18 protein-coding genes are annotated in these 25,748 nt (G+C 49.7%); 3 read left to right on the top strand and 15 right to left on the bottom strand.

Going from position 1 to position 25,748, the window contains the following annotated elements:
- Nucleotides 1–322: 322 nt before the first annotated feature.
- The 6 genes from LAT77_RS04275 to LAT77_RS04250 all read right to left on the bottom strand — a co-directional run bounded on the left by LAT77_RS04275 (nucleotide 323) and on the right by LAT77_RS04250 (nucleotide 9,881).
- Complete coding sequence (locus LAT77_RS04275; protein WP_290563312.1) at nucleotides 323–2,137, bottom strand: DUF4153 domain-containing protein; 1,815 nt, start codon at nucleotides 2,135–2,137, stop codon at nucleotides 323–325.
- A gap of 113 nt (nucleotides 2,138–2,250) precedes the next feature.
- The gene (locus LAT77_RS04270) at nucleotides 2,251–3,018 is read right to left on the bottom strand and encodes a peptidylprolyl isomerase (RefSeq protein WP_290563311.1); all 768 of its coding nucleotides are present in this window, start codon (nucleotides 3,016–3,018) and stop codon (nucleotides 2,251–2,253) included.
- Between the two features lie 115 nt (nucleotides 3,019–3,133).
- Nucleotides 3,134–3,817 carry a respiratory nitrate reductase subunit gamma gene (narI, locus tag LAT77_RS04265; RefSeq protein ID WP_290563310.1) on the bottom strand — a complete coding sequence of 228 codons (684 nt, stop codon included), beginning with the start codon at nucleotides 3,815–3,817 and terminating at the stop codon, nucleotides 3,134–3,136.
- Nucleotides 3,818–3,819: 2 nt separating this feature from the next.
- Nucleotides 3,820–4,557 (bottom strand): nitrate reductase molybdenum cofactor assembly chaperone, encoded by a 738-nt coding sequence (narJ, locus tag LAT77_RS04260; RefSeq protein ID WP_290563309.1) that lies wholly within the window; start codon nucleotides 4,555–4,557, stop codon nucleotides 3,820–3,822.
- Between the two features lie 5 nt (nucleotides 4,558–4,562).
- Nucleotides 4,563–6,098, bottom strand: coding sequence for a nitrate reductase subunit beta (gene narH, locus LAT77_RS04255; protein WP_290563308.1), 1,536 nt, complete (start codon nucleotides 6,096–6,098; stop codon nucleotides 4,563–4,565).
- A 63-nt stretch (nucleotides 6,099–6,161) separates the two neighbouring features.
- Entirely contained in the window at nucleotides 6,162–9,881 is a 3,720-nt protein-coding gene (locus LAT77_RS04250; RefSeq protein ID WP_290563307.1) for a nitrate reductase subunit alpha, read from the bottom strand.
- Between the two features lie 283 nt (nucleotides 9,882–10,164).
- Between LAT77_RS04250 and LAT77_RS04245 the strand changes: the two genes are divergently transcribed.
- Entirely contained in the window at nucleotides 10,165–11,979 is a 1,815-nt protein-coding gene (locus tag LAT77_RS04245; RefSeq protein ID WP_290563306.1) for an ATP-binding protein, read from the top strand.
- Here the strand turns inward: LAT77_RS04245 and LAT77_RS04240 are convergent.
- From LAT77_RS04240 to LAT77_RS04220, 5 genes are all read right to left on the bottom strand, one after another.
- Nucleotides 11,973–13,034 carry an efflux RND transporter periplasmic adaptor subunit gene (locus LAT77_RS04240; RefSeq protein WP_290563305.1) on the bottom strand — a complete coding sequence of 354 codons (1,062 nt, stop codon included), beginning with the start codon at nucleotides 13,032–13,034 and terminating at the stop codon, nucleotides 11,973–11,975. The genes LAT77_RS04245 and LAT77_RS04240 overlap by 7 nt on opposite strands.
- Nucleotides 13,031–16,390 carry an efflux RND transporter permease subunit gene (locus LAT77_RS04235; RefSeq protein ID WP_290563304.1) on the bottom strand — a complete coding sequence of 1,120 codons (3,360 nt, stop codon included), beginning with the start codon at nucleotides 16,388–16,390 and terminating at the stop codon, nucleotides 13,031–13,033. Before LAT77_RS04235 ends, LAT77_RS04240 begins: the two co-directional genes overlap by 4 nt.
- 82 nt (nucleotides 16,391–16,472) lie before the next feature.
- Nucleotides 16,473–16,676 (bottom strand): DUF2892 domain-containing protein, encoded by a 204-nt coding sequence (locus LAT77_RS04230; RefSeq protein WP_290563303.1) that lies wholly within the window; start codon nucleotides 16,674–16,676, stop codon nucleotides 16,473–16,475.
- Between the two features lie 164 nt (nucleotides 16,677–16,840).
- Nucleotides 16,841–17,146, bottom strand: a complete 306-nt coding sequence (locus tag LAT77_RS04225) for an ArsR/SmtB family transcription factor (RefSeq protein ID WP_367118131.1) — start codon at nucleotides 17,144–17,146, stop codon at nucleotides 16,841–16,843.
- Nucleotides 17,147–17,273: 127 nt separating this feature from the next.
- Complete coding sequence (locus LAT77_RS04220) at nucleotides 17,274–18,890, bottom strand: MFS transporter (protein ID WP_290563302.1); 1,617 nt, start codon at nucleotides 18,888–18,890, stop codon at nucleotides 17,274–17,276.
- Nucleotides 18,891–19,217: 327 nt separating this feature from the next.
- Between LAT77_RS04220 and narL the strand changes: the two genes are divergently transcribed.
- Together narL and glp are read left to right on the top strand one after the other, a co-directional pair.
- Entirely contained in the window at nucleotides 19,218–19,862 is a 645-nt protein-coding gene (gene narL / locus LAT77_RS04215) for a two-component system response regulator NarL (RefSeq protein ID WP_290563301.1), read from the top strand.
- Between the two features lie 9 nt (nucleotides 19,863–19,871).
- On the top strand, nucleotides 19,872–21,089 hold the full coding sequence (gene glp / locus LAT77_RS04210; RefSeq protein WP_290563300.1) for a gephyrin-like molybdotransferase Glp: 1,218 nt from the start codon (nucleotides 19,872–19,874) through the stop codon (nucleotides 21,087–21,089).
- Between the two features lie 45 nt (nucleotides 21,090–21,134).
- Here the strand turns inward: glp and LAT77_RS04205 are convergent, their stop codons facing one another.
- The 4 genes from LAT77_RS04205 to modA form a co-directional block, all read right to left on the bottom strand.
- On the bottom strand, nucleotides 21,135–22,952 hold the full coding sequence (locus tag LAT77_RS04205) for a sensor domain-containing phosphodiesterase (protein WP_290563299.1): 1,818 nt from the start codon (nucleotides 22,950–22,952) through the stop codon (nucleotides 21,135–21,137).
- Nucleotides 22,953–23,097: 145 nt separating this feature from the next.
- Complete coding sequence (locus LAT77_RS04200) at nucleotides 23,098–24,297, bottom strand: molybdenum ABC transporter ATP-binding protein (protein WP_290563403.1); 1,200 nt, start codon at nucleotides 24,295–24,297, stop codon at nucleotides 23,098–23,100.
- On the bottom strand, nucleotides 24,297–24,986 hold the full coding sequence (gene modB / locus LAT77_RS04195) for a molybdate ABC transporter permease subunit (protein WP_290563298.1): 690 nt from the start codon (nucleotides 24,984–24,986) through the stop codon (nucleotides 24,297–24,299). The genes LAT77_RS04200 and modB overlap by 1 nt, the downstream gene beginning before the upstream one ends.
- Nucleotides 24,983–25,747: a molybdate ABC transporter substrate-binding protein gene (gene modA, locus LAT77_RS04190; protein WP_290563297.1), complete on the bottom strand. Its 765-nt coding sequence runs from the start codon at nucleotides 25,745–25,747 to the stop codon at nucleotides 24,983–24,985. The genes modB and modA overlap by 4 nt, the downstream gene beginning before the upstream one ends.
- Between the last annotated feature and the right edge of the window lies 1 nt (nucleotide 25,748).

Here is a 25,748-nt window from a genome sequence, read left to right as displayed (position 1 = left end):
CACATTATTATTAGGATAGTCGGAACGACAACATTTTGCTTCGTTGCTGACGATACGGCGTTCAAGTTCATCAACCCATCGTGAACTGAAAATTTCTGATGTGCAAGCTTTTGGTATAGATTGGTAATTTTGAAAATCAGTAACCGATAGTAATCACTTACTGTTTATTGTTATTTGAGCGTAGATAAACGAAGTCTTTCTTCTGATTCAACTTTTAAGGCCTAAATCATATGCACTATGCATTAGTTTACCAAGTTTCTGACGACTATCTTTCACGTCGTCCAGAGTTTCGCGATGAACATTTAACCTTAGCATGGGCTGCTCAACAGCGATAAGTCGACAGACTCAGTATTTCACCACCGAGCTCGACGTTCGGAAGGCAAGGTCGGGAAAGCTCGACTTGTCCTCGGCGTAAAGCGCGAGTCAATTCATCCGTGCGCGCCAATAAACGCGTAAGCACCACTTCCCATTCATCGTGATTGACGGAGTGTTCATTTTGCACTGCCAATGTGCAGGACACGCCATAAGACCATGCACGATCGACGCACAATAAAATCGCTCGTTCGACCTCCGTCATCGTTAAATCAAAACCATAACAAGTAACGTCATCGCCGCCACAATCGCGAATATTTAAATTACCGTCTTGCAAAGCCACTAAAAGAGATACCGGCACTGTTTCGGTTTCCGTTGAACGCCATACGACCGCTTGCTGTAAAGCCTCCCAATTGATTTCACCTTCAGCCTGTCGCTCTTGTGCTTGGTACCAGTGCCGGTGTTCGCGATTCAGTAACGCAGTGATTGTTTCCACTTGCTCAGCTTCATTTGCTGCTGAGGCCTGTGCCGATAAATTCTGCAACGCTTGGACACCGGGTTTGCCCACTTCAAAGCGTAACCAAGTCAGGTCAGCAGAAGGCATGTTCGCTAAATCAGTGGCTAAACGTTGTGCTTGAGACTGCGCTGACAGTGTATAGGGGTTAATCCCTGGCAAATGACTGAACGTCACCACCGCCACCAACAGCGCTGCCATCAAAACATTGACGCGTGGAATCAATTGCAACTCACCACCATTCTGACGAATGGCGCTATAAGCGTAACCAATGGCGTGAGCACTAAGAACCAGAATCAAAACGAGTGCCCAGTAGCGCGGTGGTGTCCAGCCATATTCACCGATGCGTGTGATCACCGCTGCGAGGGCAATTGCAGCCAGAATCGGCAACGACAAAGTTGCCAGCCGCACAACCCAACGCAGCCAATGAGGGTAAGGTAAAGGCGCTTCACCGGTTTGATACACGGCATTAAAGAATAGCAGGAAAGCACCGATTAAGAAGGCCAGTAGGAACGCCACGCTAAACACCGAACGTTCGCCGGACCAAAGCTCGGAAAAACCAAATGGCAAGGCGATGACGAAAAGCAACACGATCAGTGCAAGCACCGGCAATAGCCAGGTAAACACAGCAAATACAATTTTGCGGGTCATTTGAATGGGTTTCGGTTCATTACGACCGATTAAAATGCCGAAGCCAATTAATAAACCGGTAGTTGCGTAGCGCACGGGTTCGGCACGGAAGAACTCTGCAAAAAACTCTATACTTAATAATCGAAACAGCGAAATGCACAGGGAAATCAGCGCCCAACCAATACCAACAAACACAAGCATGAGCAGCAGCGTTAATGCATTTTGCCAAGCATGGCTAAATAACGCGGGGTAACAGTGTTGTGGTTGTTGTAACCACACCTGCCAAAACGCAGTTAAAATAAATGCTGAGGCGGCCAACAGCAACGCAAAGGGCATGAGCACATGGGTGTTGTCGCTAAAGCTTGTCGGATTTGCAAGTAAGGTTGCGAGCCATGCAAGAGCCAAGAAAAACAACAAAAAGCCTGCGCTACTCCACCACAGCGATCTTTGATTGATACAACGAATGGTGAGCATGAACATGGCCGGTACCGTTAAGACCAGCGTAAACAGTGGAAAAGACACAGACAGGGATGTAAGCCACCACCAGTCGCGTTCAAGCCCTTGGGCTAAGCCATACAAGACAATGGCCTGAACAATAGCTAACACCACAATAAAATAGCGCGTAGGTCGCGTCAGCACCGTGTCGAAATTGTTTTCTATTTCAGTAGCTTGTGTTTGCATACGTAGGCCTCTCAGACAATCTATTGAGAGTAGCTGCAAAGTTCATTGCTGACTAGTCTGTAGGAAACAAAAAACCGACCATCTGGTCGGTTTTTCGAGAGGCGACTATGCCTTTATTGCATCAGGGGTGAGCCGTCCACCGCAAATGAATAACCTTCAATTTCGGCATCCGCAATTAACGTTTGAATGTATTGTGCAATCGCTTTGTGGCGCACTTTTTCATTCAAGTAATCGCGAATCTTCTCTTTCACCGCACTGTAGTCGAGCGGCTGACCTGGGACTTTGCGTTCGACCCAAACCACATGGAAACCGTAGCGACTTTCCACCGGTGAGTCATATAAGCCCGGCTCAAGAGCGAAGACAATGCGTTCAAACTCAGGTACGGTCTGACCGCGACTCAGTTGCCCCAAGCTGCCACCTGTTTCTTTTGAAGGGCACGACGAGTGTCCACGTGCGAGCCCCGCAAAATCGCCACCGGCTTGCAGCTGCTTAATCACTTCTTCAGCTAAACTCAGTGCTTCCATCCGGCCCTTGTTATCATCAGGTGCGGCGGCAAGTAGAATGTGCCGAACTTCCAACAAGGGTGACGTCGTAAAGCGTTCGCGGTTGGCTTGAAAGTAATGCTCGCATTCTTCGTCTTGCGCTTCCGGTATATGCACTTCTTGATCTATCAAACGCTCAACGAAATCTTGCTCTGCTGCATCAGCATGAGCCGAGGCAACTTTAAAACCAAGTTCTTGCGCACGCTGCTTGAAAAGCTCACCAATAATCAAAGCTTCAGCAGCTTTTTTCATGGCTTCTTGTTGGCTCTCCGCTGGATGATATTGCATCTCTTCCAGAACTGATTTTTCTTCAATGGTAGTGTCATTGACACGAATCATAACAACCTCTCTTTCATCGGCCACGAGCTCCAGACCCCCGGCTGATAAAAGCGTGGAGAGTGATATAGCATCCTCTCCACGCCTAGACTTCAGGCTCTTCGTTACTAACGCAGGATTAGTAGCGACGACGGACGATTTGGTGACTACGGCCGAAATACTTCACTGGCACGCTCCAGATATGCACTAAACGACTGAATGGGAACAGTACGAATAGCGTCACACCCCAGAACACGTGGGCTTTGTAAATCCAGTGCATATCAGCTAAGAAACTCACCGCTTCTGCTGGACGGAATGTCAACAAATGGCGGCTCCAGCTCATCAGATCTTTCATCACATAACCGTCCATGTGACCCGTAGAAACAGGAATAGTGATGAGGCCGAGAATTAATTGCCAGTAGATAAGCAGCAAAATTAACGTATCCATCACCGAGCTACTGGCCCGCACGCGAGGGTTAAACAAGCGACGGTAGACCAGCATGGTTAAGCCAATAAAGCACATGACACCAAAGAAGCCACCAACACCTAACGCGATGAGCTGCTTCTGCGCGAGCGTCACACCGAAGAAATCCCAGACTTCATACGGAATCACCAAGCCACCAAAGTGACCAAGGAAGATCATGATAATACCCACATGGAAAAACACACTGGCAATCCGGAAAAAGTTTTTATCCAAGATTTGACTCGATTGCGCTTTCCACGTGAATTGCTCACGGTCATAGCGAAGCGCGCTGCCAACAAAGAAAATGACAGACGCAATGTAGGGATAAATCCCAAAAAGTAACATGTCGACGAAGTTCATGATCAGTTTCCTCGTTGAGCTTCTGTCTGAGCTGCATCAGTGATGTCAGCCCAGTTAATCGGGACGTACTGGTCTTTGCGCTGGGTTTCTGACGGTTTGTTTACCGCTGTGCTGCAGCCATCTGTCTGCGAGTCAGGGCCAAACTTGACCATTTCTTCTTCCCAAACCTTATCCAGCTCTTCTTTGGTGTCGTCACGCTTTTCATTGGCGATTTGCTCGCGCACGTCAGCAATATCCACACTGACACCCGAAAGTTCTAGCAACGCATGCAGTACCGCAGCATAGTCGCTATCGCGCTGCTCTAAACGAGCTGCCAATAAAGCGAGAATATGCGCCACTTCTTCTAAACCAAGGCGCAGGTTCTCTTCACCTTGAGTGGAGAGAAACTCAAGGTAAAGAGGGATGTAATCAGGGAGCTCACGCACCCCAATTTCCAAGCCTGCTTCTTTGTATTGGTTCATTAAGTTGACCATGGCCTGACCGCGATCCCGCGATTCACCATGCACGTGCTCAAACAAAAGCAGTGACAGCGAACGTCCACGCTCGAATAAGGTGTCATATTCGGACTGCCAGTCCATCAAGTCACCGTTAAAGCGAGCGGACACAAATGCACTCAGCGCTTGCTGACGTTCCGCCGATAACGGCGACTCAGCAATAATGGCCTGAATATCTGACTGCGCTGCAAGTAACCCCGGACGAGGATAATCAAGCAGCAATGATAAAACTCTTGCGATTTGCATATTGATTAATCCTTCATAACCACAGGAATGACTTTACGAACACCTTTTTTGTCGCCACCGAACAAGCTGAGATCGCTTTCGCCACCACCACAACCGTTGCCGAAGCTAAAGCCACATTCGCCTTTTAAGTCATAGGCGTTTTGTGCATAAGCCCGGGCACTGGTTGGAATAACAAAGCGGTCTTCAAAGTTGGCTAACGCCATGTAGCGGTACATTTCTTCCACTTGGTTTGGTGTTAAGCCCACTTGCTTCAGCACTTCAAAATCTTCAACACCGTCGACGTTTTGAGAGCGTTTGTAGGCGCGCATGGCAATCATGCGCTCAAGCGCACGAACAACTGGAGCTTCGTCACCAGCGGTCAACATGTTCGCTAAGTAACGCAACGGAATCCGTAGCGACTTCAGGTCTGGAATTTCACCGTTCATGCCAACATGGCCCGCTTCCACTGCCGTTTGAATTGGTGACAATGGCGGCACATACCAAACCATCGGTAAGGTGCGATACTCAGGGTGCAATGGCAGCGCAACTTTCCACTCCATTGCCATCATGTATACGGGTGAGCGCTGTGCTGCTTTCAGCCAGTTGTCAGCAATCCCTTCTTTTTTCGCGGCCGCAATGACTTCTGGGTCAAACGGGTCCAAGAACAACTCTAACTGAGCTTGGTAGAGATCTTTTTCGTTCGGAGTGTTTGCCGCCGCTTCAATTTTGTCTGCGTCGTACAGCAGCACACCTAAGTAACGAATCCGACCGACACATGTTTCTGAACACGTCGTTGGCTGACCCGCTTCAATGCGTGGGTAACAGAAGGTACATTTTTCGGATTTACCGGTTTTCCAGTTGTAGTAAATCTTCTTGTACGGACAACCAGAAACACACATGCGCCAGCCACGGCACTTGTCTTGGTCAATCAAGACAATACCGTCTTCTTCACGCTTATAAATGGCGCCAGAAGGACAGGCTGCCACGCAGGCTGGGTTCAAGCAGTGCTCACACAAACGCGGTAAGTACATCATGAAGGTCTTTTCGAACTGACCATAAATGTCTTTTTGCACCACTTCGTTGAAGTTGGTGTCTCGTTTCCGCTTCTCGAATTCGGTACCGAGAATTTCTTCCCAGTTTGGACCCCACTCGATTTTTTCCATACGCTGGCCGCTAATCAATGAACGCGGACGCGCAACCGGTTGGTGCTTGGTGTCACCAACATTGTGTAAGTGCTGATAGTCAAAATCGAACGGCTCATAATAGTCGTCGATTTGCGGTAAGTCTGGGTTGGCAAAAATATTTGCCAAAATACGCAGTTTGCCACCGATTTTCAGTTGCAACTTGCCTTTACCTGTGCGCTCCCAGCCACCTTTCCATTTGTCTTGGTTTTCCCACTCTTTCGGGAAGCCCACGCCAGGCTTGGTTTCAACGTTGTTGAACCAGGCGTACTCCACACCTTCACGTGAGGTCCAGACATTCTTACAGGTGATCGAACAAGTGTGACAACCGATACACTTGTCCAGATTTAACACCATGCCAATCTGAGCTCTAACTTTCATAATCGTCTTCCTAAAATCTGGTGCAGGTCGGGCGCTTGCCACTAGGCCGCAAGCGCCAACTCATCACTTGGTATCCAGCCAATCAACCTTGTCCATCTTGCGGACAATGACGAACTCGTCGCGGTTACAGCCAACCGTACCGTAGTAGTTAAAGCCGTAGCTCTGCTGCGCGTAGCCGCCAATCATGTGCGTCGGCTTCATGACTGCACGCGTTACCGAGTTATGGATACCACCGCGGGTTCCGGTCATTTCTGAGCCAGGTACGTTTACAATCCGCTCTTGCGCGTGATACATCATGCTCATACCTTCCGGTACCCGCTGCGAAACAACCGCACGTGCTGAGATTGAACCGTTAACGTTGAAGATTTCGATCCAGTCGTTATCCTCAATACCTGCTGCTTTCGCATCGATTTCACTGAGCCATACAATCGGGCCACCGCGCGATAGCGTCAGCATGAGCAAGTTGTCCGAATAGGTGCTGTGAATGCCCCATTTCTGGTGCGGCGTTAAGAAGTTCAACACGATTTCTTTATTACCGTTTGGCTTCTTATTCAGCACAGGCTGCACCGTCTTCAGGTTAATCGGTGGCTTATACACACAGAGTGTCTCACCAAAATCGCGCATCCATTCATGATCCTGATAGAACTGCTGACGGCCAGTGATGGTGCGCCATGGAATCAGCTCATGAACGTTGGTATAACCTGCGTTATAAGAAACGTGCTCGTCTTCTAAGCCCGACCAAGTCGGTGACGAAATAATCTTCCGCGGTTGCGCCACAATGTCGTGGAAACGAATTTTTTCGTCTTCTTTTGGCTTGGCTAAGTGGGTGTGATCGCGACCGGTAAACTCGCTCAGCGCACCCCAAGCTTTCACCGCAACCTGACCATTGGTTTCCGGTGCGAGTGATAAAATTACTTCACAGGCATCGATGGCGGTTTCGATTTTCGGACGTCCTTGGTTCGCACCTTCTTCCACATGCTTGCGGTTAAGTTTGCCAAGGAAATCGACTTCATCTTGGGTATTCCAATTGATGCCCTTACCGCCGTTACCTAGCTTGTCCATTAATGGTCCAAGTGACGTAAAACGATGATAGGTATTCGGGTAGTCACGTTCGACTTCCACCAAATTCGGCATGGTTTGACCTGGGATCGGCTCACATTCACCTTTCCACCACGCTTTCACGCCGTAGGGTTGCGCCAACTCATTTGGCGTATCGTGCTGCATCGGCACGGTGACGAGGTCTTTCTCTACACCGAGGTGACCGACACAAACCCGCGAGAATTCCTTGGCGATACCTTTGAAAATTTCCCAGTCACTACGTGCTTCCCAAACAGGGTCAACCGCGGCAGTTAACGGGTGAATAAACGGATGCATATCCGAGGTATTCATGTCGTCTTTTTCATACCAAGTCGCGGTCGGAAGAACGATGTCGGAATACAAGCAGGTGGTCGACATGCGGAAGTCTAAAGTGACCCAAAGATCGACTTTACCCTCAGCACCTTCGCCGCCCCATTCAACGTCCTCTGGCTTCTGACCACCGAACTCACCTAAGTCTTTGCCCAGCAATCCATGCTTGGTGCCCAGTAAATGCTTAAGCATGTACTCATGGCCTTTACCCGATGACCCGAGCAGGTTTGAGCGCCAAATAAACATGTTCCGCGGGAAGTTCTGCGGACTCTCCGGTTGCTCACAAGCAAACTTCAAGCTGCCGCTTTTCAGCTGATCAACCACATAGTCTTTGACGTCCATGCTAGCTTTCTCAGCTGCTGCAGCAATACCCAGCGGATTGGTGCCTAATTGTGGCGCACTCGGTAACCAGCCCATGCGTTCCGCGCGCGTGTTGTAGTCAATAATGCTCGACTTCCATTTGTTCGGATTCGCTAGTGGTGAAACCACTTCGGTCATTTCTAATTTCTCGTAACGCCATTGGCTCGAGTGATTATAGAAAAATGAGGTGCCGTTCATGTGGCGTGGTGGACGCTGCCAATCCAATCCAAACGCGAGTGGCGCCCAGCCCGTTTGCGGACGAAGTTTTTCTTGGCCGACGTAATGTGCCCAGCCGCCGCCACTTTGACCAATACAGCCACACATCATCAGCATGTTGATCAAACCACGGTAGTTCATGTCCATGTGATACCAGTGGTTGAGTGCGGCACCAACGATCACCATCGAACGGCCTTTGGTTTTATCGGCGTTGCGGCCAAACTCCCGCGCAACTCGAATCACATCTTTCGGATCTACACCGGTAATCGGCTGTTGCCATGCTGGCGTATAAGGTACGCTGTCATCGTAGCTTTGCGCACGATTGGGATCCCTCAAGCCGTTGTCGACACCATAGTTTGCCAGCATTAAATCAAATACCGTTGCGACTAACGCAGACTCGCCATTGACAAGCTGAACACGCTTCGCTGGGATTTTCCGCATTTGAATTTCATCGTGTTCGGTATGCTGGAAATACTCATACTCGTGCGGCTTGCCGCCAAAGTAAGGGAACGCCACATCGACGATATCATCGGCATGATCTTTCAGAGAAAGATGTAAGTCGACGTCGCCTTTCTGGTCTTTTTGCTCGAGATTCCATTTACCTTTTTGACCCCAACGATAGCCTATTGCACCATTTGGACTCACTAAGCGGTCACCGTTGCGATCAATCGCAATGGTTTTCCAATCTGGGTTGTTGTCTTCACCTAAATTATCGACAAGATCCGCTGCACGCAGGAAACGGCCTTGGGTTAACTTGCCATTTTCTTCTTCGAGCATGACCAACATTGGCATGTCGGTATAACGGCGAACGTAGTCCGTGAAATATTCACTGGGCTGATCCACGTGGAATTCTTTTAGAATCACGTGACCGAAGGCCATCGCTAACGCAGCATCGGTACCTTGGCGTGGCGCTAACCAAGTATCACCAAATTTCGATGCTTCTGAGTAATCCGAGGTAATTACACAGGTTTTGGTGCCTTTATAGCGAACTTCCGTTAAGAAGTGAGCGTCCGGCGTACGCGTTTGCGGTACGTTCGAGCCCCAAACAATGATGTAATTGGAGTTATACCAATCGGCTGATTCAGGCACGTCAGTTTGCTCGCCCCAGACCTGCGGTGATGCGGGTGGGAGGTCACAGTACCAGTCGTAGAAACTGAGGCAGTTACCACCGATCAATGATAAATACCGTGCGCCAGCAGCGTACGAAACCATCGACATCGCCGGAATTGGTGAAAAACCGGTTACACGGTCAGGGCCGAATTCTTTGGTTGTGTAAACGTTCGACGCGGCAATCAACTCATTGACTTCGTCCCATGAGGCACGAACAAAGCCACCGAGACCACGGCGTTCTTTATAACTTTTAGCTTTCGCCGGATCAGAAACAATCGATTCCCAGGCTTTCACCGGGTCGCTGTGTTGCTCTTTCGCTTCACGCCACAACTTCATCAATTGTTGACGGACTTTCGGATACTTTAAGCGGTTAGCGCTGTAAATATACCATGAGTAGCTAGCGCCTCGAGGGCAGCCTCTCGGCTCATGATTAGGTAGATCCGGGCGCGTTCGTGGGTAATCCGTTTGTTGCGTTTCCCAAGTGACGAGGCCATCCTTGACATAGATTTTCCAGCTACACGATCCAGTACAGTTTACTCCGTGAGTAGAACGTACTACTTTATCGTGCTGCCAACGCTGGCGATAACCTTGTTCCCAGGTGCGATCTTCATTGGTTGAGACCCCATGGCCATTGGCAAAGGGCTCTTTCTTCAAGTTGAAGAAGCGCAGTTTATCGAGTAAATGACTCATTTTTCAGACTCCAGTCCAGCTACTGCATTCATGTTTCGAGGTCTACACTATGGTAATCTTAGGAAAGTGTGCTTGATCTGCATCAATGCGGCCAGCGCGGCGATCTGGCAGGCGATTAGTAAAATACCACCATGGTGGTACTTGCGTATAAGCCGTAAATTATTGTTTTGAATTCGCTTTTGTCATTTTGTTTAAGTAATGCGGTAGTCATTCAATTACCTATGGGTAAAAAGGGGTATTCCAGGTGAAACAGCGGCTTTCGTCTCTCGCAGGAAGTATTAGTTTGGCCTTATTTGCTATCGTGGGTCTGTCATTAGTGACACTTCTCACCAGCTATTGGCTTTCGGAGAAAGTGAACCGTGACCCGGAAGCATTGAATGTTGCCGGCTCATTGCGCTGGCAAACGTATCACATTGCGATTGTGGCGGCGCAGGACGACCCAGAACGTCTGCAAACCGCCGTGCAAAACCTCAACCAAAGTTGGAATCATGCCTCGTTCCGACGCTTTGCCCATAGTGACACCGCGATCTATTCCCATTTTCGTCAAGCACAGGCCAATTGGTTGGAGCTCGAGCGCTTATTACGTGCCGAGTCCGTGGACACCCCGTCGTTTTATCAAGGGCTCGTTGAGCAAGTGAACTACATTGATGGTCTGGTGTTATTGATTCAACAAGACGCCGAACGTTCTGTTGGTCAGTTGCGTTTAGTGCTAGTCATGGCGCTGTTCCTGACCGTTATTCTTGCCATTATTGTTTTGCATTGGCTCCGTGTGCGCTTCGAAATTCCGTTAATAAAGCTGCAGCAAGCTGCCCGCAAAATCGGCCAAGGCGATTTCACCACGCGGGTTGACCTCGCCAACAACCGCGACGAGCTTGGTGTTTTAGCGAATACCATCAATAAAATGAGTGACACAATTGGCTTTATGTATGGGCGCCTCGAAACCCGTGTTGATGAGCAAACCCATCAACTTCAGCGCAGTCATATTACCTTGCAGTTGCTTTATGACATTTCCAAGCGAATCAACGAACATGCGCTCAATTACAATGATTTTCGTGACACGACACGTAAACTCGCTGATGTGCTTGATCTCGACGATCTTGAACTCTGCTTACTCACTGACGACGGTAAATCGCCCTACCTGCAATTTCAAGCGGCAGAGCCAGACCGCGACCCCTGTCATGCAACGAACTGTGCCGAATGTATTCGCAAGGACGACTGTATCTCCGTCGAAGAGGGTGTTCGTCAGTACTACTATCCATTGAGCCGTGAACAAAAGCGTTTCGGTGTCATGGTTGCTCGTTGTCGCGAAAACCAAGTCCTGCACGACTGGCAACAGCAGCTTTTAAAATCGGTTTCCGACCAGTTGGCCCTCGCCTTAAGTTTAAAAGCTGAGGAAGATCAAGTGCGTCGCTTAGCCATGGTGAATGAGCGCACCGTCATCGCCCGGGAATTGCATGACTCGCTAGCGCAAGCTTTGTCCTATCTGAAAATTCAGGTGACGCGGTTAAATAAGGCGCTGGCAGTCAAAAACGAAGCGATTATTGAGGATGTTTCCCGTGAACTGCGGGAAGGTCTCGACTCCGCCTATCGGCAATTGCGTGAACTGTTAACGACCTTCCGCTTAAAAGTTGATGGTGGTGGTTTACTCAATGCTCTGGAAACGACGGTCACGCAGCTGCAAAATCAAACCGAGATGGAAATTCAGCTCGATTATCGGATTGCCGATATGCCGCTTGAACCCCATGAAGAAATTCATTTGCTACAAATGGTACGCGAAGCCGTTCAGAACGCCATGCATCATAGTGAAGGGAGTCGTGTGGTGATCCGTTTAGAGCATCTAGCAAACGATGACGAGAAGATTGAGCTGGCGGTCGAAGACAATGGCATTGGTATACCAAGCGATCCGCAGAAATTAAACCATTATGGCTTAGTCATCATTAAAGAGCGCGGTCGCCACCTTGGCGGTGACGCTGAGATATTGCGCCGGTCCGAAGGCGGTACCGGCGTCTATTTCCGCTTTGTGCCGCAGTATCTACAGAAGGAAAAGCTCAACAAGTCACCCACAAACGTGGGTGACATACCCAGTATTCATCAGTAGTTGAGTGCCAAGCGCTCACTTTCGCGCACACCGCTGACCACTTCAAGGTACTCGCTGCCTTGATAGGTCTGTGGTTCACCTAAACGTACCAAGCGCCGCTCACTACCGCTGTCAGTAAGGACGTGAACATAATTAAGTTGACCTAAGCGCTGCACCGCAGCCACAGGTACCAGAAGCACATCACGGACACCGGTGGGCACACCCACTTTGCCATACATGCCAGGGTACATATTGTCCGTGCTTGTCGGTGCTAAGCGCACCAAAAAGCTCCGCGAGGCCGTATCTGCAGCCGGCTCGATTTCGACCACTTGTGCTTGCATGCGCTCAGCAAAGGCATCCAATTCAATCGTTAACGTATCGCCAATCGCAATGTTCGCCAACACTGATTCACTGACCGCAGCTTCAAGACGTAACGTTTGCGGCTGATAGAGACTCACCAACAACATCCCCGGCGTTGCCGTATCGCCGGTAAAGACCGCGCGGCGACTAACAACACCATCAAATGGCGCAACAATCACGCTAAAGCCTTCACTCGTGCGTGCTTCTGACAATGCTTCGCGCGCTCGATTCAGTTCGGCTTCAGCGCTATCCCGAGCAGCTCGTGCTTCATCAAGGCGAGCTTCAGGTAAGACTCCTTGCTGGACCACACTCTCGGTCCGTTGGAAGTTCAAACGAGCCTCGTTAACGCGAGCTTGCGCAGCCGCTAATGACTGCTCTTGCTGGCGAACGCGAGCGCTTAAATCGTCACTTTCTAAGCGCAGGAGAATGTCCCCCGCTTGCACAACATCACCAGCATCAACCAACACATCAGCAACACGCGCAGTGATTCGTGCCGAGATCGAAGATTGCTGGCGAGCTTGCAAACTGCCGCTGAAATGACGGACCTGTTGTACGCGTGCACGAACCACCTCGGCACTTTCTGCCACCGTAGCTGACTGCGTAGCGGCTATGGTTGCAGTCGGTAGTTTGCTGACAAACCCTCCTGCTAACCAGACAAATATCAATGCCAAGCCGACAAACGCAGCGACAATCGTGAGAATACGCTTACGATTCATGACAAACTCTCCTGTTCCTGCGATAAAGCAGCTGGTAAACCATGGCCTTCCGCATCTTTGTACATTAAGTGATAGACGACCGGCACAACCAACAACGTAAATACGGTTGAGGCGGTAATGCCAAAGATAATCGCCCACGCTAAACCATTAAAAATTGGGTCGAGGGTAATCACGATATTCGCTAACATGGTGGTACCGGCGGTCAATAAAATGGGCCGTGTTCGCGCCGCACCAGCATCGAATAGTGCCTCTTCTAAGGTGCAAGGCGTTCGCAATCGCTGCTGAATAAATTCAATAAGAATCAGAGCATTACGGACAACTATGCCAGCCAAAGCGATCATCCCGATCATGGCTGTGGCGGTAAATAACGACGGATTCGGGTAGCCGTTAATATCCGCCGCGAACATATTCAAGAACCAAAATCCGGGCATAATGCCAATAATGGTCAGCGGAATGGACAACATCATAATGCCGGAAACGCCTTTCAGGCCGGTTTGTAACACCATCACCAGATAGACTCCAAGCAGCGCAACGCCGTACGCGATACCGAGGTCACGGAAGACATCTAACGTGATTTTCCATTCACCCTCACCGCTCCAGACAACCGAAATGTTATCCGGCACATCCCAGCCTAAACCTGAGCCATTATTGAAGTAATGGCGACGCCAATGGGGTACGAAATTATCACCTTCTTTGCCTTGATCAACCATAACATCGGCGACTACATCCGCAGGCACTCGACCGACCGACTCGGCATACACATACGCAACCGGGCGCAGGTTTTTGTGCAGAATGGGTCGGTCAGCATTGACTTCAACGAAGCGGCCAAGTTCTGCCAATTGTACTAAAGGCGCAGGTGCTGCCCGCAATCCTTGACCTTCATCCACTTGAGCGATGCCCTGTTGACCGCGAACATAAAGCGACAAAAGGTGGTCGGGGTTATCACGCGCCCCTTGCGGCAATCGAATTTCAATGGGTAATGGATTAATTTCGGTTGGCTGTTGCAAGAAATCAATCACCCAGCCTGCAGTCGCTGCCTGAATACTTTGGTGAATATCCGTCGCGCTGATACCCGACAGAGCTGCCTTCTCACGATCCACTTCAAAGCGCCAAACGCTATAATCAAAGGGGACTGAGGTATCAACTTCACTGACCATGTCTTCCCGGCGCAAGCGATCTGCAACCACCTGTGCGGCGGCTTCAAGCTCTCGATAGTCGGTTCGACTGTCACCATAAATCTCCGCGACCACGGTGGCCAGAACCGGCGGTCCTGGCGGCATTTGTACCAGCTTTAAGCGGGCGTTATGCGTTGTGGCTATGGCTTCCAAGTCATCGCGTAAACGATTCACCATTTCGTGTGACTGCATTTGCCGCTGCTGTTTCGGTGCCAAGACAACCCGCAATTCGCCTTGCCACGGTTGCTGACGATGGAAGTAATGCCGCACCATGCCATTGAAGTCCATTGGCGAGGCGACGCCGGCAAAGCTTGAAACTGACGCTACTTCCGGCACGCGTTGCAAGTAATTGGCAAACTGTTCGAGCACCATGGCGGTGCTTTCAAGCGACTCGCCCTCACGTAAATCGACAATCAGCTGGAACTCATTCTTGTTGTCGTGCGGCAATAACTTCAGTGGCACGAGACGCATCGCCGGCAGAATTGCTGCAATGACAAAGAGTCCAGCAACGGCCCAGAGAAATATTTTGCTACGCCGCGGACTCGCTATTAACGGCTTAAGGATGGCGCGGTAGCCTTTGTAGAGAACTGAAGTGCTCGGGTCGTAAGCCCCTTTTTGCTTGGCCTTAGCCATAATTTTCCACGCCAGCCACGGGGTAATTAAGAATGCAGTAAGGGTCGAGAAAACTACGCTGACAGGCACGTTAAACGCCATCGGCGCCATGTATGGGCCCATCATGCCGGTGATAAAAAACATCGGCGTAAAGACAATGATAATTGCCAAGGTCGACATTAATAGCGCGCTACGGATCTCCACCATGGCAGCGATGACTGCGCGCTTAGTTGCTTTACCCTGCTCGCGCATGTGACGTTCAATATTGTCAATCGCGGCAATAGGGTCATCGACAATTAAGCCTAAGGCCAAAATCAGCGCAAATAGAGTGACTCGATTGATGGTGTATCCAAACAAAAGGTCCATGCCAAGCGTGGCGCCATAAGCGATTGGAATAGCAATAGCAACCACAGCAGCAGCGCGCCAGCTCAGGAACAGACCGACAAACACCACCACCACGATGACCGCAACGATCAAGCTGCTGACGAGCTCTTTGACTTTGTCGTCGGCCGTTTCACCGTAATTCCGAATGACAGAATACTCGACCCCTGCCGGTAACCAATCGGCTTGCAGTTCTTCGAGCGCAGCAAGAACATTGTCCGCCACCCAAACTGCATTGGAGCCACGTTGTTTTGCTACAGAAATAAACACCGCTGGATATTTGTCTACTGCAGTATTCTCGTGCTCGGCGCTAAACGCCAGACCCGGATAGAAGAAGGTGTAATCGTTCGGCTGCTCTGGGCCGTCCGTCACATCAGCAACGTCACGTAAATAAACCGGTTTACCATTGACGACATTAACAACCGCGTTGGCTAATTCGGCGGCCGATTGGAAAAACACGCCGCTTTCGACTTGAATCACACGGCTATCTTGGTGCAAATGGCCTGCTGTCACCTGCGTGTTGCTGACTTGCACAGCGCGAGCAATGTCGGCCAGTGTTGTACTATGAGCAGCCAATGCCACACTATCGAGCTCAATTTGCACGACTCGTGCCTGACCACCGGTCACTTCCACGCGATTGGTATGGCGAATCGACTTGAGACGCTGGGTCGCTTGTTCCGCCACGCGACGCAACGTAAATGCGTCATGTTGCTCTGGATCTTGACTATAAATGGCAGCTACGACAATCGGTACATCATCGATCTCAACGGGCTTCACGACCCAATTGCTAACAACGGCAGGGATTTGGTCTTGATTGGAGTACAGCTTGTTATACAGCTTGACCAAGGAGTCTTCGCGATCTTCACCAACATAGAAGCGCACCGTAACATTGGCGTGGTCACGGTTCGAGGACGAATAGACATACTCGACACCATCAATTTGCGAGACTAAGCGTTCCAGTGGCTCCGTCACTTGCGTGGCCACTTGACGAGCCGACAAGCCAGGTGCTGAAACGACAACGTCAGCCATCGGCACGACGATTTGTGGATCTTCTTCACGCGGCGTCAGTAACAGGGCGATGACACCAAGTAATAGCGCAAAACCAATAAAGATTGGCGGGAAGGCACTATTTAAAAACCAGTTTATAATGTTGCCTTGTGGCTTCTCACCACTTCGCGCTTGCGCCATGCTTTGCTCCTCGAATGACAGCAATAGAGAGACGGCTGATTCGCCGTCTCGCAATAGTTCCGTATACGTTCAGGCCTGCAGCTTACTTGAAAGCATTCCCCGGCTTCAGTCCAAATTTGGCTAAAATTTTTGCCAATGGACAAAATCCCGTAAAGGACGCTTGGAATAAATTTAAACCAACAAATCCTGTTAGCAATAACCAAGCAGGCGACACCTGCCAAGCCAACAGGGCGGAAATCAGAACCACAGCACCAGCAAATGCCATTACAGCGCGATCAATATTCATTTTCTCTTTCCTCAGGTTGATTCCATCGTGGCAACCTTAGCTTTAGCCTAGATGGTTTTGTTGAAAAAATCGCGATTTCAGCGATATTAAATGTTACTTTATTAGAATTGTCTAATATATAAACCCTAAAAAAAGATCGTCGACACGCGATCTTCTTTTTATCGTTAGCAATAAATCCCATGCAGCGATTCGAGAATCGTCATCGCCTTCTCGTCTTCGATTCGATACAGCACCGTTGTGCCCTCTTTACGAAAACCGACAATTTTCTGCTCTCGCAGCTTTGCCAAATGTTGCGACAACGATGATTGTGATAAACCCAATTTCTTTTCCAAATCGCCCACCGACATCTCGCCATTCACCAAATAGCACAAGACCATCAAGCGGTGACTATTCGCCAGCGACTTCAACAGTGCTTCAGCTGCGGTTGCATTGATTTCCATTTGCTCAATCGATATCGAGGTCATTTTCATAAGATTATTATATTAGCTCTTTCTAATTTAATCAACTCCCTTGATTATAGGCGCTGCGACTCCAGAAAGGAAAGTCCCGCTTGGGTGAGAAGCGGGACTTTACGTTCAAACGTCGATTCAATGCGATTTACGGATTATAGAACTCGCCGTTTTTACGCAAATAGTAGAACCAGTTGAGTAATAAACAGAAGCCGTAGAAGATAGCGAAACCGATCATCGCGTATTCTGGCGTTGCTGCGGTGATTTGCTCACCGAATACTTGTGGAATATAAAACGCCCCGTACGCAGCCACGGCCGAAGTCCAGCCTAATACTGGGCCTGCCTGTTCTTTCGGAAAGACCACGGCGATGGTACGGAAGGTTGAGCCATTACCGATGCCACTTGCTGCAAATAAACCTAAGAACAACAAGAAGAACTGCATGAAATATTGCTCAGGCGCTTCCGATTGATAGGCCAAGCGCATGAAATAAGCGGCACCTAACGCACAAACCACCATGATAAACGCACAAATCTGGGTCACGAGTGCACCGCCCAATTTATCCGACAACCAACCACCGACGGGGCGAATCAAAGCGCCAATAAATGGAGCGATCCAAGCGTAGGTTAGCGCACTCGGACCATTCGGATTCGGCGTATTATGCGTCATCACGCCATCAACCATAATATGGCTATAGCCGAAGATGACCTGAATCGACAACGGGAATGCCGCCGCAAAGCCGATGAACGAGCCAAAGGTCATGATGTAAAGAACGCTCATCACCCACGTGTGTTTATTGTTGAATATCTTGTATTGGCGATTCAAGCTCGTGCGAATGGCTCCCGGCAAGAATTTCAAGAGCATAACGGTGCCAACCAGAACCATAACGAGAACGATTTCTTTCGGCACACCAAAACCTGAACCATTGGCGTCCGACGGCAGCATGAGCCATAGACCGACTATGGAAGTCAGGAAGCCGATACCATACATAGCCAATATAATGGCAAAGGACACCGGCGCTTTCGGCAAGTTTGGAGTCACTTCTTCCGTGTTGATGTTATTCATGCCAAACCAAGTCGCGAACGCGAGAGGAATTAGCAGCAATAGCCAGACATAACCGGCATTCTGAATCCAGGTTTCGCTACCCGCAGGAATACTGCCGATTAGAGTGCCGCTGGCTTTCTGCAGAATCATTGAGTCGCCAGCACCTAACCAGGAGAAAGCGGCAAAGGTCATGACCAGTGGCACAAGCAACTGCATGGTGGTGACACCAAAATTACCTAATCCCGCATTCATGCCCAGTGCTGAGCCTTGTTGCTTGCGCGGGAAGAAGAAGCTGATGTTTGACATCGAGGCGGCAAAGTTACCACCACCAATGCCTGACAACAGCGCCATTAACTGGAACAGCCACAGTGGTGAGTCTGGGTTTTGCAACGCAAGCCCGGTGCCAAAAGCGGGAACGATCAACAAACTTGTGGTCAAGAAAATGGTATACCGACCACCGCACAAACGAACGAAAAAGCTCGCCGGAATGCGCAACGTGGCACCGGTCAAACCGGCAATTGCGGTTAGGGTTAATAGCTCACCAGGGTTGTAAGGAAAACCAAGGTTCATCATTTGAACCGTAATGATGCTCCAGTACATCCACACGGCAAAGCCGCATAATAAACTCGGAATCGAAATCCATAGGTTTCGATTTGCAATGCGTTTCCCTTCGCTTTCCCAGAACTGTTCGTTCTCGGGTTCCCAGCGTTTTAAATCTGACATGTTGAACTCCTCACTCCAGCTACTTTCCAAGCGCAGCGTCAGTGTGCGATTTGTCTGGGGTTATCACAATGTTCCCGAGGGGATGGACAACCGCCTACCACGGAGTACCCCTATAGTGGTAGTTCATGAATTTAGTCGGTAATTAGCCTTTGAATTTCAGCGGTTTATACTAAGCTATTGGCTAGCGAGGGAAAGTTAAGTATCCCTATTTAGAGTGTGGGTATCACTAAAAACCATGATGTAGGTCAATGTTTTACAACCGACTCTAAGAGGTAATAGGCGGCACTGAGGAAATACCTCCGGATTGTTTAAATTGGGGATAGTGACATGAGTAATAAATCCAGTGTGATGTTAGTGGACGATCATCCACTGTTATTAAAGGGTCTCAAACAACTCCTCGAGTTCGAGACTGATATTGAAGTCATCGCGGAAGCAAACAACGGTCCCGACGCTATTCGTTTAGCAGAAGACCTTGATCCTGATTTGATTGTGCTCGATCTCAACATGCATGGCATGGACGGTCTTGAGACCTTAAAAGAGATGCGCAAAGTCGGTGTCACCTCGCGCATCGTCATGTTGACTGTGTCTGACGCCGATGAGGACGTGGTTGAAGCCATAAGCTCGGGTGCTGACGGTTACCTGTTGAAAGACATGGATCCGGAAAAGCTTCTTGAGCAAATACGCCGTGCGCTCGATGGCAAAATGGTGCTGAGCGAAGCAATTACAGAAATCTTGGCTACGGCCATTCGCAAGCCTGCACCGCGACAGCAAGCTGACTTGAATAATTTAACCAATCGCGAGTACGAGATTTTATCCCTCATTGCCAAAGGCATGAGCAACAAAGTCATTGCCCGCGAACTTGATATTTCCGATGGGACCGTTAAGGTACATGTAAAGCATTTACTGAAGAAACTCGGTTTACGTTCGCGCGTCGAAGCCGCAGTTTGGATGGTCAATCAACAAAGTAATTAAGGACTAGGCATGTTATCTGTTCGCGATGCTGTGCAACACATGTTGGACAGCGTTCAGCCGATCACCGAATCTGAAACTGTTTTTATCGCTGACGCCGTCGATCGTGTTCTCGCTCAAGCGATTCATTCGACCGTGGATATCCCCTCCTACGACAATTCGGCGATGGACGGCTACGCCATGCGAGCCGATGACGTGGCAACACCACAACAGACCCTCACGTTGGTCGGCCAAGCGCTAGCGGGTCATCCCTTTCGTGGCACGCTCAAAGCTGGCGAGTGCATTCGCATTATGACGGGCGCCGAAGTGCCAAGTAGCGCTTCGGCTGTGATTCCGCAAGAAGACACAGTCGTCGATGCAAATATCCCGCAGCAGATTTTATTTACCACTGCAGCTAAAGATGGCCAAAATATCCGCCGCCATGGTGAAGAACTGAAGGTAGGTGCGCCGGTCTTTGCCTCAGGTCACCGTTTTACACCCGTGGATATTGGCCTTTTAGCGTCGCTGGGAATTGCCGATGTGAACGTTCATCGACGGTTAACGGTTGCCCTATTCTCTACCGGCGATGAGCTTGTCGCCCCGGGACACTCGAAACGTAGTGATCAAATTTACGACAGTAATCGCTTTGTTTTGCATGCCATGCTCGAGCGCCTCGGTTATCAAGTTTTGAATCTTGGTTTGATCCCCGACAACAAGCAAGAAATTGCCGATGCATTTATGGTCGCATCGGCACGCGCTGATGCCATTGTCTGTTCTGGCGGGGTTTCGGTCGGTGACGCTGACTATACCAAACAAGTGATCGATGAACTGGGTGCTGTTGGCTTTTGGAAGGTTGCCATGAAACCCGGTAAGCCATTTGCGTTTGGCAAGGTCAACGGCACATGGTTCTTTGGTCTGCCGGGCAATCCGGTCTCTGCCACAGTCACCTTCCAGCAACTGGCGCTACCCACGCTACAGCGGCTCGCTGGCGAGCGCGATCAAGAGCCAGTGTTAATTCAGGCCGTTGCTGGCGAACCACTGAAAAAGCGCCCTGGGCGCGCAGATTTCCAACGTGGGATACTACGCTACGAAAATGGCGAAAACCGAGTTTACAGTGCCGGACCACAAGGGTCTGGAATGTTGAGTTCTTTAGTCCAAGGCAACTGTTTAATCCGATTAGAGCAAGATCGCGGCCCTGTCGAGGCCGGCGAAAGCGTGGTCATACAGCTTTTAGGTACTCCGATTAAATAATCGTACGCCAATCGTCACGATGCGTGTCACCGTGACGAATTCGCATCAATTTTTACGCGTCGGCGACAACCAATTCTGAGCAAATTCATCCGCGGGTACGGGTCGTCCCAACAAAAAGCCCTGGCCATCGTGACAGCCCGATTTTATCAAATATTCAAGTTGCGCTTCACTTTCGATACCTTCAGCAATTAAGTCCATTTGCAGCGCTTTCGCCATAACGATAATTGCTTGAATAATTGTTTCATCATGCTGACTATGTTCTATTTTCGAAACAAACGAGCGATCGATTTTCAACACCGCAGCTTTTAACTGAGTTAGGTACGACAAAGACGAATAGCCCGTACCAAAATCATCGATAGCCCAAGAAAAACCAGCTTCATGCAACTGCCGAATTCGTTTTAAATTTAACTCAGGCGCTCGCATCATCGCCGTTTCAGTTAATTCAAGTAGCAAGCGGTTCCGATCAACCCCTTGCGTTAACTGCTCAAAACGCTGAATGGTGTCATGGCTCTCGATTTGTTTATTGGAAATATTAATTGCGAGTTTACCAGGTAATGGCGTGCCATCAGAATCCCAAGCGAGCAACTGCTGACAGGCTGCCGTCACTACCCAATCACCCAAGTTCTGCATTAAACCACGCGTTTCAGCAATGGCAATAAAGTCAAGCGGGCTAATCCATCCAAATTCGTCGTCGTACCAACGACACAAGGCTTCGGCACCGACCAATTTGCGGTCTTTTAAGGAAAAGACCGGCTGAAAATAGAGTTGGAAATTTTGCTCACGTAACGCTTTACGAAAACGTTCGAATAGCAGTTGGCGATATTCCATCGCACTTATCATTGACGAATTGAAAAATGCATAGCCATGTTGCCGCGCCTTCGCATCCGCTAGAGCGACACTGGCTCGACGCAATAATTCTGCACCAGTTAATGCTTTATCCTGATCATTGGCTAGACTCGTTTGCCCAGCGCAGCCAATCGTAAAGTCGAGATGAAATTCGTTGTTGTCGATGATTACAGGGCTTTCAAACCATAACGCAATTTGCCGCGCATACGCTTCACCTTGTTCTAACAATGACAGTCCATCGGCTACTTTCGCCGCTAAATCAGCGGACGACGGTAAAATAGCGAACTCGTCACTGGACACACGCGCAAGAATTGTTTCCGAACCGATGTACTGCTGCAAACGCTCGGCGACCGCTCGCAGAACTTCATCACCGACAGCTGAAGTGTACACGTCATTGATGGTCTTAAACCGGCGAATATCTGCAAGAAAGATAGCTTCAGGTGTCTGTTTAAGTAACTGTTCATGCAAACCGCGACGGTTCGTCAGACCTGTTAACGAATCACGATACGTTAACGCCTGAATTTGCTCTTGTTGACTCGAGCGCTCGAGTTCAGAACCAACTTGCGCGGCGGCAATTCGCATCACTTCATGGGCTAAATCGTCGAATTGCGTAACTTCAGTCGACATTGCGACCAGAATCCCCAGTTTACGACCGTCTGAAGTGAGTAACGGCATACCAATGTAACTTTGCACACCAAGTTCGACCAATAGGTGATCATCGGGGAAGCGCTCGAGTATGCCGCCTTCGTACGCGCAAGACTCACGTTCAGGTACGGTTTCGCAGGGACTGCCTTTAAGATCATAAGAAATGTTATCGAGCAGCTCACCGCGCGCCATCAATGCTAAAGTTCGCGCTTTCATTGGGTTCTCGACCGTATTGGCAATAAGTACGTACTCGACATCGAGTACGCTCCCCAACTCGAGGACTAAGGTATTAAAAAAGTCGCTATATCCACTTCGCGTTAAGGCGTTAGCCAAACGCAGAAACATAGATTCTGCTGAAATTTTCCCTGCCACTCTAGTACCTGCTTGTTGCTGCTCGCGTTGAGACCTCTACTATAAGTTTAGAATTGGGTAATTTCTACCGTCGCTAACAAGTTTTCAAAAATAGATTTACATTTTTCGTAGCAATTTATTCCAGTTCCGCAATTCAAACGACTCGTTAGTGACTCGCAACGGCTTTAATGAGCATGTACACCTGCTCGCCTTCTTGAAATTGCAGGCGTTGCAGTGAATGTTTGGTGATTAACGCGCTGCAGTGCTGACCATCTGCGAGTTCAAGCAACACCCGACTTTCCGCAGGATGCATCGCTGGCTTCACGGCGATAATTTGCGCAGACAGTGCGTTACTTATACTAGTGTCTTTCGGAAGCGTGCGCGTGAGGCCAATCGACTCGGCCGCGATCAACAGGCGTCGCTGCTTTAAACTCGCAACCTGGTTCTGCTGCCAATCAGGGTTCGGCAGTCGCATCGACTGACCAGCAATGGTTAGGTGCAACAATTCGTCTGCCTCTACAGGCGCTTTCGTCGATGCATGCGCCGGTGCATCCGACACGGCGTCAACCACTGTGGCCGCCAATACATTTGCCCCACCTAAACGAGCCAAACCTTCGTCTGACTGCAACACTGACACGAACTCTCCATGCGTAATCACCTGCCCCTGCTCCATAAAGACCAAATAGTCAGCCAGCCTGAGCACTTCTTCGGCGTTATGAGAGACATAGAGAATCGGGATTTGTAGGACGTTTTGTACACGTTGGAGCACCTGGACTAAGTCGAGCTTAGCCTTGCGATCAAGGTTTGCGAGAGGCTCGTCCATCAGTAGCAACTGTGGGCAACTGAGCAGCGTCCGCGCAATGGCCACACGCTGCTGCTGTCCACCCGAAAGTTGCGCCGGCTTGTGCTGCAACAATTCATTGATACCAGTGAGCTCGGCAACCCATAAAGGGCCAGAACGTAAGTGCTGCTTACGCACTTGTGGCGCCCGACGCCACGCAAATTCAAGATTTTCCAACACCGTTAAGTGCGGAAACAAAGCGGGTCGCTGAAAAACAAAACCAATGTTGCGATCTTCGACAGCCATAACCTGCTGTGCAGTTAACCAAGACTCTGCAGCAAATTGGATGCTGCCATTCACGCCCTGTGTTTCTAAACCTGCAATCACGCGTAGCAACGTTGTTTTGCCACAGCCTGAAGGACCGTATATCGCACTAATACCTGTCGTGGGTAAATCGAGTTTCGCGTGTAAGTGAAAATCACCACGGTGAAGGTCAATGTCGAGGCGCAAGAATTGTTGCTTTTGCAAGTCTGCGTTCGCTGTGTGGTTCGCATGAAGATCTGCATAAGTCTCTGCATTCAGCATCACGATACCCCCCGCAACTTCATGACCGCTTGACCACGGTTTAAACTATAGACAATCAACAATACAAGTAGCGAGAAGGCCAAGAGCCACAACGATAATTGATTGGCGGCACTATAATTTAGCCCTTCCACATGATCATAAATCGCGATGGACACCACTTGGGTTTCACCGGGGATATTCCCGCCAATCATAAGCACAACGCCAAACTCGCCAATGGTATGGGCGAAGGAAAGCACTGCAGCAGTAACAAAGCCTCGCTTCGCTAACGGTAACACGAGGTGAATAAAGCGATCGGCATAACGCGCTCGCAGACACGATGCCGCTTCGAGGAGCTCTCGTGGTACGCTGGCAAAGGCGTTTTGTAACGGCTGTACCGCAAATGGCAACGAATAAACCACCGAGCCAATAACAAGGCCAGTAAAGCTAAACGCGAGGTGGTGCATGCCTAACGCTTCAAGACTGCCGCCGATAATGCCTTCAGGTCCCAGCGCAACCAATAAATAGAAGCCTAGGACCGTGGGTGGCAAGACTAAAGGCAGGGCAACCGTCGCTTCAACTAACGGCCGCCAACGACTGCTGGTTTGACTCAGCCACCATGCCAATGGCAGCGAAATAATCAAGAGAATAACCGTCGACACTGCCGCAAGTTGCAAGGTTAACCAGATGGCTTGCAGGTCATTGGCACTCATTCTGGCTCCTTATGCGGATAGAACCCGGCGTCGACAAAGATAGCCTGTCCCTGTTCACTCGCAATAAACGCATAAAATAAATGTGCTAATTCGTTGTCTGCTCCCGCTTGCGTAATCACCATTGCTTGTTGCACTTTCGGTGCGTCAGGAAGCTGACGAATATGGCCATGTTGCATTTCATTGTGCTCGGTTAACGCTTTTGCTAGGACGCCAACCTCAGCGCTACCACTGCGGACAAAATGCGCGGTTTGCGCCGCACTTTCTGCATACACCAAGCGATTTTCCAGCTGCGGCCACTCGGCTAAGCTTTGCAACCATGCTAATGCCAAACGACCATAAGGTGCATGTTGCGGGTTCGCTATCGCAATCCGACCGCGGCTGCGGAGCAAGTCCGCGCCCGGTTCGAGATCTGAATCCCATGCTTGTCGGCGTGACCACAAGGCCAGCCCACCTTGCGCATACGCAAATACCTCACCATTAGCCCCACCACCTTCAACCAATGCAACCGGAAAACTTTCATCGGCGGCGAAGAATATATGAAATGGCGCGCCATTTTGAATTTGCCCAAACAAGCGTCCAGAAGACCCGTACACCACTTGAACTCGCCCGCTCGCACTTGGGTTTTGTTGAACAAATTCGTCAACTAAAGTCGGCATCACCCAACGCAAATCAGAAGCCGAGGCAATCCTTAATTCCTCTGCTTGTGCATAACTTAGCGCTAAACAAAGCGTTGAGCATAAAACAAAAATTAACCGCCGCATC

The sequence above is a fragment of the Aliidiomarina sp. genome (genome assembly GCF_022565475.1).
Classification (GTDB): Bacteria; Pseudomonadota; Gammaproteobacteria; order Enterobacterales; family Alteromonadaceae; genus Aliidiomarina.
This window is presented reverse-complemented; position numbering and strand designations above follow the sequence as displayed.